Raw genomic sequence first — 7139 nt, 5'->3', positions numbered from 1 at the left:
TGTTTCTTGCGGGCCTGACTCAATCTGTTCTGTTGCCTTATCCCCTAATTTCACAAACTCTAGCGAAACGTAGCCTTCTTTTCCTTTGTACGAAATTTTCGCCCAGCCATTTGCTTTTCCTATAATAGTAACTGTCTCTCCTTTTTGAACACTTCCAAGAAGAGTGCTACCTACACCAGGATTATTACGAACATTCAAACGTGTTGCTGTTACAACACCTGTTTCATGTTGTCCGCTATTAATACTTGGTTGTTGCTTCGATTCTATTGTAGGCGTTGCTCCTGCTATCTTTAAAAACTGCAGTGAAACATAGCCTTCTTTACCATCGTAAGAAATTTTTGCCCAGTCTTTTTGTATTTCTAATACCTTTACAGTTGTTCCTTGTTTCACTTTTCCGACAATTTTACTTTGTGTTGTTGGTTGTTGACGTATATTTAAATTTGTGGCATTTACTGTAGCTGTGGTTTCTTCTTGTGCAAAAGCATTTGTAGAAGTAAGAGATGCTACCGTCGCTAAAAATGTACCAGCTATTATTTGCTTTGTTGTTCGTTTCATAGCTCACTAGAATATAAAGATGTCTATATTCCCAAGTCACTTCCTTCCCTTATTTTCTTATCTCATATTATAACATAATTGCCATCGCTTCCCTTGTTTGAGGATTGTCAAGAATTCATGCGATCATGTACATATACAGATTTATATGTCGACTAATATATCGGTGCTTTTTCTATATATCGGCGATTCGGCAATGTTCAATAATCTAAATGCACAAAAAGGAGCTGATCAATCAGCTCCTTCTCATTCTTAGTACGCCTTACCCCAATACACCATATGCTTCGCATCTTTCTCACAGCACACACAATGCGTAGCTAATTCTTCTTGTTCAAATGGCATACAACGTGATGTAACGCCCGCTTCTTCTTTTAACTTTTCTTCGCATTCAAGGCTTCCACACCACATTGCTTTAATGAATCCTTGCTTTTCTGCTGATACTTGCTTCATCTCTTCAAAAGTAGTAGCTACATACGTTTTTTCTTCACGCAAAGTTTTTGCTTTTTCAAATAGAGACTGCTGAATATCCTCAAGTAACTTTGTAATGCGTTCTTCTAATTCATTTATAGCTACAAATTCTTTTTCTTTCGTGTCACGGCGTACAAGGACAGCTTGATTTTTTTCAATATCTTTCGGCCCTACTTCTAAACGAACTGGTATACCTTTCATCTCATATTCATTAAACTTCCAGCCTGGTGTTTTGTTGCTTGCATCCATTTTCACGCGCGCAACTTTTTGAATACGAGATTGCAATTCAGCTGCTTTTTCTAACACGCCCTCTTTATGCTGAGCAATTGGTACAATCATCACCTGCGTTGGTGCAATCTTTGGTGGTAATACAAGTCCATTATCATCACTATGCACCATAATAAGACCGCCGATCATTCTCGTTGATACGCCCCAAGATGTTTGGTGCGCATATTGCCACTTCCCATTTCGATCGAGAAACTTAATATCAAACGCTTCCGTGAAGTTCGTGCCAAAATTATGCGATGTACCCGTTTGTAATGCCTTTCCATCATGCATTAAGCTTTCAATTGTGTACGTCGCTTTTGCCCCTGCAAATTTTTCTTTTTCCGTCTTCTGTCCTTTTATAACTGGAATCGCTAAATACTCCTCACAAAACGACGCATATATATTTAAGATGTTAAGCGTTTCTTGCTGTGATTCTTCCGCTGTTTCATGAATCGTATGACCTTCTTGCCATAAAAATTCAGTTGTGCGTAAAAATGGACGTGTTGTTTTTTCCCAACGGACAACAGAGCACCACTGATTATATAGCTTTGGTAAATCATTGTACGACTGTACAATTTTTGAGAAATGCTCACAAAATAACGTTTCAGATGTTGGACGAATGCAGAGACGCTCAGCTAATTCCTCATCCCCGCCGTGCGTTACCCACGCTACTTCTGGCGCAAAACCTTCTACATGGTCTTTCTCTTTTTGAAGTAAACTTTCTGGAATAAACATTGGCATATATACATTTTCATGACCTGTTTCTTTTAACTTTTCATCCATTAATTTTTGAATATTTTCCCAAAGGGCGTAACCATAAGGGCGCAAAATCATACATCCTTTTACACTTGAATAGTCAACAAGTTCCGCTTTTTTTACGATATCCGTATACCACTGTGCGAAATCTTCTTCCATTTTTGTAATGGCTTGTACTTGTTCTTTTTTCATTTTCTTTTCCTCCTTCTCAAAATAAAAAAAGCCCGCATCCCTAAAATAGGGACCGAGCTTTTTGCCGGCGTTACCACCCTGATTCATATACAACATGTATATGCTCTCTTGCTTTATAACGGGACTATCCCGCTGCATATGCAGAACTCAAAGGTAGGTTCCATATTTTCTTTTAAGAATCTCTCAGCCACTGGATTCTCTCTCTGCGAAAAGATTGAATATGTACTAATCCTTTTTCATCGTCATAACAATATAAATTTGTTGATTATCATAATACACACTCAATTATAACGCAATAGGGAATTTTTTGATTTTTATATATTCTTTTCAATTTACTTTGTTTTATACTCGTATTACATATATTTCTTTCGAAAAAATTTCACGATTTGATGAAGTAACATCCCAGTAACTGTTCCAATTAATATAAAAAAACAGAGAAAACCATATGCCATGCCTTCCCATCCATCTCTGAAAAATAACGTACAAATAATGCAACCCAAGAAAATGATAATCATAATAAGTCCGAACGTAATATCAAGCGAACGATTTGGGAAAATTTTGCGTAATGTGAACGAAATCAAAAAAACAAGAATCATTGTGATTATGCTGCTTATTAGAAAAAATTCCATTCTTTTCACTCCCTTAATTATATTATAAACTAAAAATTCTAAAAAAACTTTCATTTTATCAGTATTTTTATTACCAAGTATTAATAGTAATGTATAAAAATAAGTTGTAGAACTTTTGGAGGTATTATTCTATGAACAAACCTGCTACAAAACATGTCATTATCTTATCTTTTGATTGTTTATCAGCTTTAGATTTTCCTATATTACAAAACCTTCCGCACTTTCGTTCTTTACTAGAACGCGGTGCATACGCTGAAAAAGTTGAAGGTATTTATCCATCTGTTACATACCCATCTCATACAACGATTGTGACAGGAAATTATCCTGCGAAGCATGGGGTTGTAAGCAATACACTGCTACAACCTGGGAAGGAATCACCGGATTGGCACTGGTACCGCCGCTCGATTCAAGGAACAACCCTTTATGATGAAGCGCGAAAAGCAAACTTAAAAACAGCTTCACTTCTATGGCCTGTAACAGGAAGAGCAAAAATTGACTACAACATGCCGGAGATTTTTCCAAATCGTCCCTGGCAAAATCAAGTGCTCGTCTCCTTATTCAGTGGGAGCCCATTGTATCAACTAGAGTTAAATCAGCGTTTTGGTCACATTCGAAATGGTTTGTCACAACCGGAGCTTGATGATTTTGTCCTTGCTTCTGCAGTACATACAATTCAAACGAAAAAGCCAAATCTTATGTTTGTTCATTTTACTGACTTAGATACGCAGCGCCATTACCATGGATTTTCTTCTGAGGAAACAGTCGCTGCGATTCATCGCCATGACAAGCGTCTAGGTGCAATTGTCGATGCACTCCGCGAAAGCGGTATGTATGACAGGGCGACAATCATTGCACTTGGAGATCATAGCGCATTAGATGAGAATAAGGCTATTCAATTAAACGTCTTATTGCGTGAAAAAGGCTTTCTTAACGTGAATCAAAAAGGGGAAGTAACAAATTGGAAAGCATATTGTCAAAGCTGTGACGGCTCAGCATATATATACGTAAAAGATAAAAATGATACAGAAACAATTGGAGACTTACACCGTTTATTGCAAGAGCTCATACAAGATAAACAAAGCGGCATAGAATTTCTATTAACCGATGAGGAAGCAAAAGATTTAGGAGCCGACGGAAATTGCCTCTTTATGCTAGAAGCAAGAGAAGGCTATTACTTTTTAGAAAATCATACTGGAGACTTTATAAGAGAGATTACAAGAAAAGATGTAACATCTAATAAAAAATATACGTTTGGTACTCACGGCTATTCCCCGTCAAAACCAAATTATGAAACGATTTTCATGGCAGCTGGTAAGGGAATTCGTCAAGGCGCGGTTATTCCGCACATGCGACTGATTGATGAAGGTCCTACAATTGCAAGATTACTTGGGTTACACCTTGGTGAAACAGACGGGAAAGTTATTGAAGATTTATTAGAATTGTAAAGTTCCGTAAAAAATATGTAAATATTCAGTTAGTTTCTCTTTTTTACGTACGTCTTTATGTACAATAACATTACATTAGTTAGAGGAGGAACGTATATGAAAAAAATGTCCAGGCAAGAAAAAAGCTGGATATTATATGACTGGGCAAACTCGGTATATTCACTCGTGATTACAACTGCTATATTTCCAATCTACTTTAAAGCAGCCGCTAAAGAAGCTGGACTTGCAGGTACAACATCAACTGCATATTGGGGGTATGCCAATTCCTTTGCGACACTTATGGTGTCTATACTTGCTCCCATTCTCGGTACAATTGCTGATTATAAAGGATTTAAGAAACGGTTCTTCACATTCTTTTTCCTATTAGGCATTACTTTTACAGGGATGTTGGCAGCAGTACCAACTTCGCAGTGGATTCTTTTACTTGGCTGTTATATGTTTGCTTTAATTGGATTTGCAGGAGCCAATATTTTTTACGATGCGTTTTTAATAGATGTGACGACAGAGGACCGAATGAACCGTATTTCAACGCGCGGCTTTGCTCTTGGCTATATCGGGAGCACGATTCCATTTATCGGCTGCATGGCTCTTATTATTCTTTCACAAAAAGGTGTCATCCCACTATCAGTCGGCGTGACAAGCCAAATTTCATTCGCAATTACAGCGCTTTGGTGGGGACTCTTTACAATCCCTATGTTAAAAAATGTTGAACAACACTATTTTATCGAACGTGATCCAAATCCTGTTGTGACAAGCTTTAAACGTCTTGCTTATACATTTAAAAATATCCGTCAATATCGAACCGTTTTTTTCTTCCTCCTTGCTTATTTCTTCTATATTGATGGAGTCGACACAATCATTACAATGTCAACAGCATATGGAACAGACCTTGGCATTAGCGCAACAAATTTAATCATTATTTTATTCGTTACACAAATTGTCGCCTGTCCATTTGCACTATTATATGGCAAGTTATCTGAAACATTTACCGGAAAGAAAATGCTATATGTTGGTATTATTATTTATATTATTATTTGTACGTACGCTTACTTCATAAAAACAACGTTAGATTTCTGGATTTTAGCGATGCTCGTTGCTACTTCACAAGGTGGTATTCAAGCGTTAAGCCGCTCCTATTTTGCAAAGCTTATTCCGAAAGAATCCGCAAACGAATTCTTCGGCTTTTATAACATATTTGGTAAATTCGCAGCCATTATGGGTCCGGTTCTCGTCGGTGTCACAACGCAGTTAACTGGTAAAACAAACGCTGGTGTGTTAAGTATTATCGTACTATTTATAATCGGCGGATTTCTATTAACACGTGTACCAGAAAGTTCTTCGACTTCTGTAACAGAGCCTTCTCAAAAACCAGAGACGTTATAATGAAACGGAGCTGACTCAAAAGAGATGTAAATGTCTTTTGAACCAGCTCCTTATTATATGTACACTGATATATCGGCGATTTTTCAAATATATCGACCGTTTTTTGCAATATATCGGCGATTTTTTCGATATATCGGCGATTCGACACGATTTAAAGACGATCCGACAATGTTCAACATTCTAAATGCCCGAAAAGGAGCTGACATTCGTCCTTTTCCAAGTCAGCTCCGTTTTTATCTTTTATCCTTCTTGTTTTTGTGTCATTTTCATTCGAAGTATCGGTAAAACAGCTGCTAAACCTAATACTGCCGCTATACTAAATACGATTACGAGCGAAGTTGTCTCCTTCAATACTCCTCCTAGTGAAACACCGATTAACAATGTACTCATAAATAGCGGTAATACCGTTCCGTTTACCCGGCCAATCATGTTTTCATCTACAAGTTGAATCATAAACGTTCCGATTACGATATTTACACAAGCTAAACAAATTCCTGTTATAAAACGCATGCACACTGTAATCCAAAACGAAGTCGAAAATCCTTCTACAACAAATGAGACGGCTAAAACGAGCATCCCAAAAACGAGCAAATGTTTCTGCTTTACTTTTGTAGCAACCATAGCTGCTATGCCGCCCCCAATTAACATTCCAATGCCATCAGCTGCAGTTAAATATTGGACAGCTTCTTTCTCCATTCCTAACCGCTCCACAACGAGAAAGATTTCAAGCGGTTGTACTAACCCCGATGCTAAACCAATGATTGAAAAAGCAGCAGTCAACATTAGCAGAGGATTCGAACGTAACACATACAACCAACCTTCTTTTATATCATTCCATAATGAAGATTGCGTCATCTCTACCGCTTTCTCCCACCTTGGCAGCAATGAAAGACAAAGGGCTGATAAAGCAAAAAGAATGATTAAGCTGTACAATGATACGGATAAACCGAGCTGCGTATATACAAATGTTCCGACAACTGGACCAAAGATAAGGAATAATGCTTGTAAACTTTGAGATATTGCAATGGCTGCACTAACATGTTCCTCTTCGACATGATGTTTAAAAACGCGCGAAGTTGCTGGCTGTGAAAATTGGCTGACGACTGCTGACACAAATGTTGCAGCAAATAACGCTTGCCAATACCCAACATTTAACAATGATACAATCATAACGATAGATAGTGCACTTAATATATCCCCTGTAATCATTGTGCGCTTTGGATTCCACCGATCAGCCAAGGCACCTCCAACAAACGAAAAGATAAATATAGGAGCATATTCCATGACAGACAATATAGAAACAGAAACGGGATCATTATTTGTCTGTTCCATAACAAAAAACAAAAGCGCCATATTTCGGATCCAAATCGCAAATTGTTGTAAAATATCAGAAGCAATTACAAGCAGAAACACTCGATTTTTTAACAAAGCATTCATCGTATCTCCT

Annotated in this window: 6 protein-coding genes and 1 other annotated feature; of the genes, 2 read left to right on the top strand and 4 right to left on the bottom strand. The window is 37.6% G+C overall.

Annotated elements, in window-relative coordinates:
* From BM211_RS17640 to BM211_RS17630, 3 genes are all read right to left on the bottom strand, one after another.
* Nucleotides 1-555, bottom strand: a 555-nt coding sequence (locus tag BM211_RS17640; RefSeq protein WP_177206961.1) for an SH3 domain-containing protein, incomplete at its 3' end; no start/stop codon positions are given.
* 249 nt (nt 556-804) lie between these two features.
* Nucleotides 805-2235: a proline--tRNA ligase gene (proS, locus tag BM211_RS17635; RefSeq protein ID WP_090998761.1), complete on the bottom strand. Its 1431-nt coding sequence runs from the start codon at nt 2233-2235 to the stop codon at nt 805-807.
* A gap of 44 nt (nt 2236-2279) precedes the next feature.
* Nucleotides 2280-2484, bottom strand: a binding site (T-box leader).
* A gap of 104 nt (nt 2485-2588) precedes the next feature.
* On the bottom strand, nt 2589-2864 hold the full coding sequence (locus BM211_RS17630) for a YesK-like family protein (RefSeq protein WP_090998757.1): 276 nt from the start codon (nt 2862-2864) through the stop codon (nt 2589-2591).
* Between the two features lie 131 nt (nt 2865-2995).
* Between BM211_RS17630 and BM211_RS17625 the strand changes: the two genes are divergently transcribed.
* Both BM211_RS17625 and BM211_RS17620 read left to right on the top strand, forming a co-directional pair.
* Nucleotides 2996-4309, top strand: a complete 1314-nt coding sequence (locus tag BM211_RS17625) for an alkaline phosphatase family protein (RefSeq protein WP_035437632.1) — start codon at nt 2996-2998, stop codon at nt 4307-4309.
* A gap of 96 nt (nt 4310-4405) precedes the next feature.
* Entirely contained in the window at nt 4406-5692 is a 1287-nt protein-coding gene (locus BM211_RS17620; RefSeq protein ID WP_090998755.1) for an MFS transporter, read from the top strand.
* Between the two features lie 240 nt (nt 5693-5932).
* Here the strand turns inward: BM211_RS17620 and BM211_RS17615 are convergent, their stop codons facing one another.
* Nucleotides 5933-7129 (bottom strand): MFS transporter, encoded by a 1197-nt coding sequence (locus BM211_RS17615; protein WP_090998753.1) that lies wholly within the window; start codon nt 7127-7129, stop codon nt 5933-5935.
* Between the last annotated feature and the right edge of the window lie 10 nt (nt 7130-7139).

The sequence above is a fragment of the Bacillus sp. 491mf genome (genome assembly GCF_900112415.1).
Taxonomy (GTDB): Bacteria; Bacillota; Bacilli; order Bacillales; family Bacillaceae_G; genus Bacillus_A.
This window is presented reverse-complemented; position numbering and strand designations above follow the sequence as displayed.

Coding starts and splice junctions, on each gene's coding strand:
- proS (WP_090998761.1), bottom strand. CDS start 2,235: ATGAAAAAAGAACAAGTACAAGCCATTACAAAAATGGAAGAAGATTTC.
- BM211_RS17630 (WP_090998757.1), bottom strand. CDS start 2,864: ATGGAATTTTTTCTAATAAGCAGCATAATCACAATGATTCTTGTTTTT.
- BM211_RS17625 (WP_035437632.1), top strand. CDS start 2,996: ATGAACAAACCTGCTACAAAACATGTCATTATCTTATCTTTTGATTGT.
- BM211_RS17620 (WP_090998755.1), top strand. CDS start 4,406: ATGAAAAAAATGTCCAGGCAAGAAAAAAGCTGGATATTATATGACTGG.
- BM211_RS17615 (WP_090998753.1), bottom strand. CDS start 7,129: ATGAATGCTTTGTTAAAAAATCGAGTGTTTCTGCTTGTAATTGCTTCT.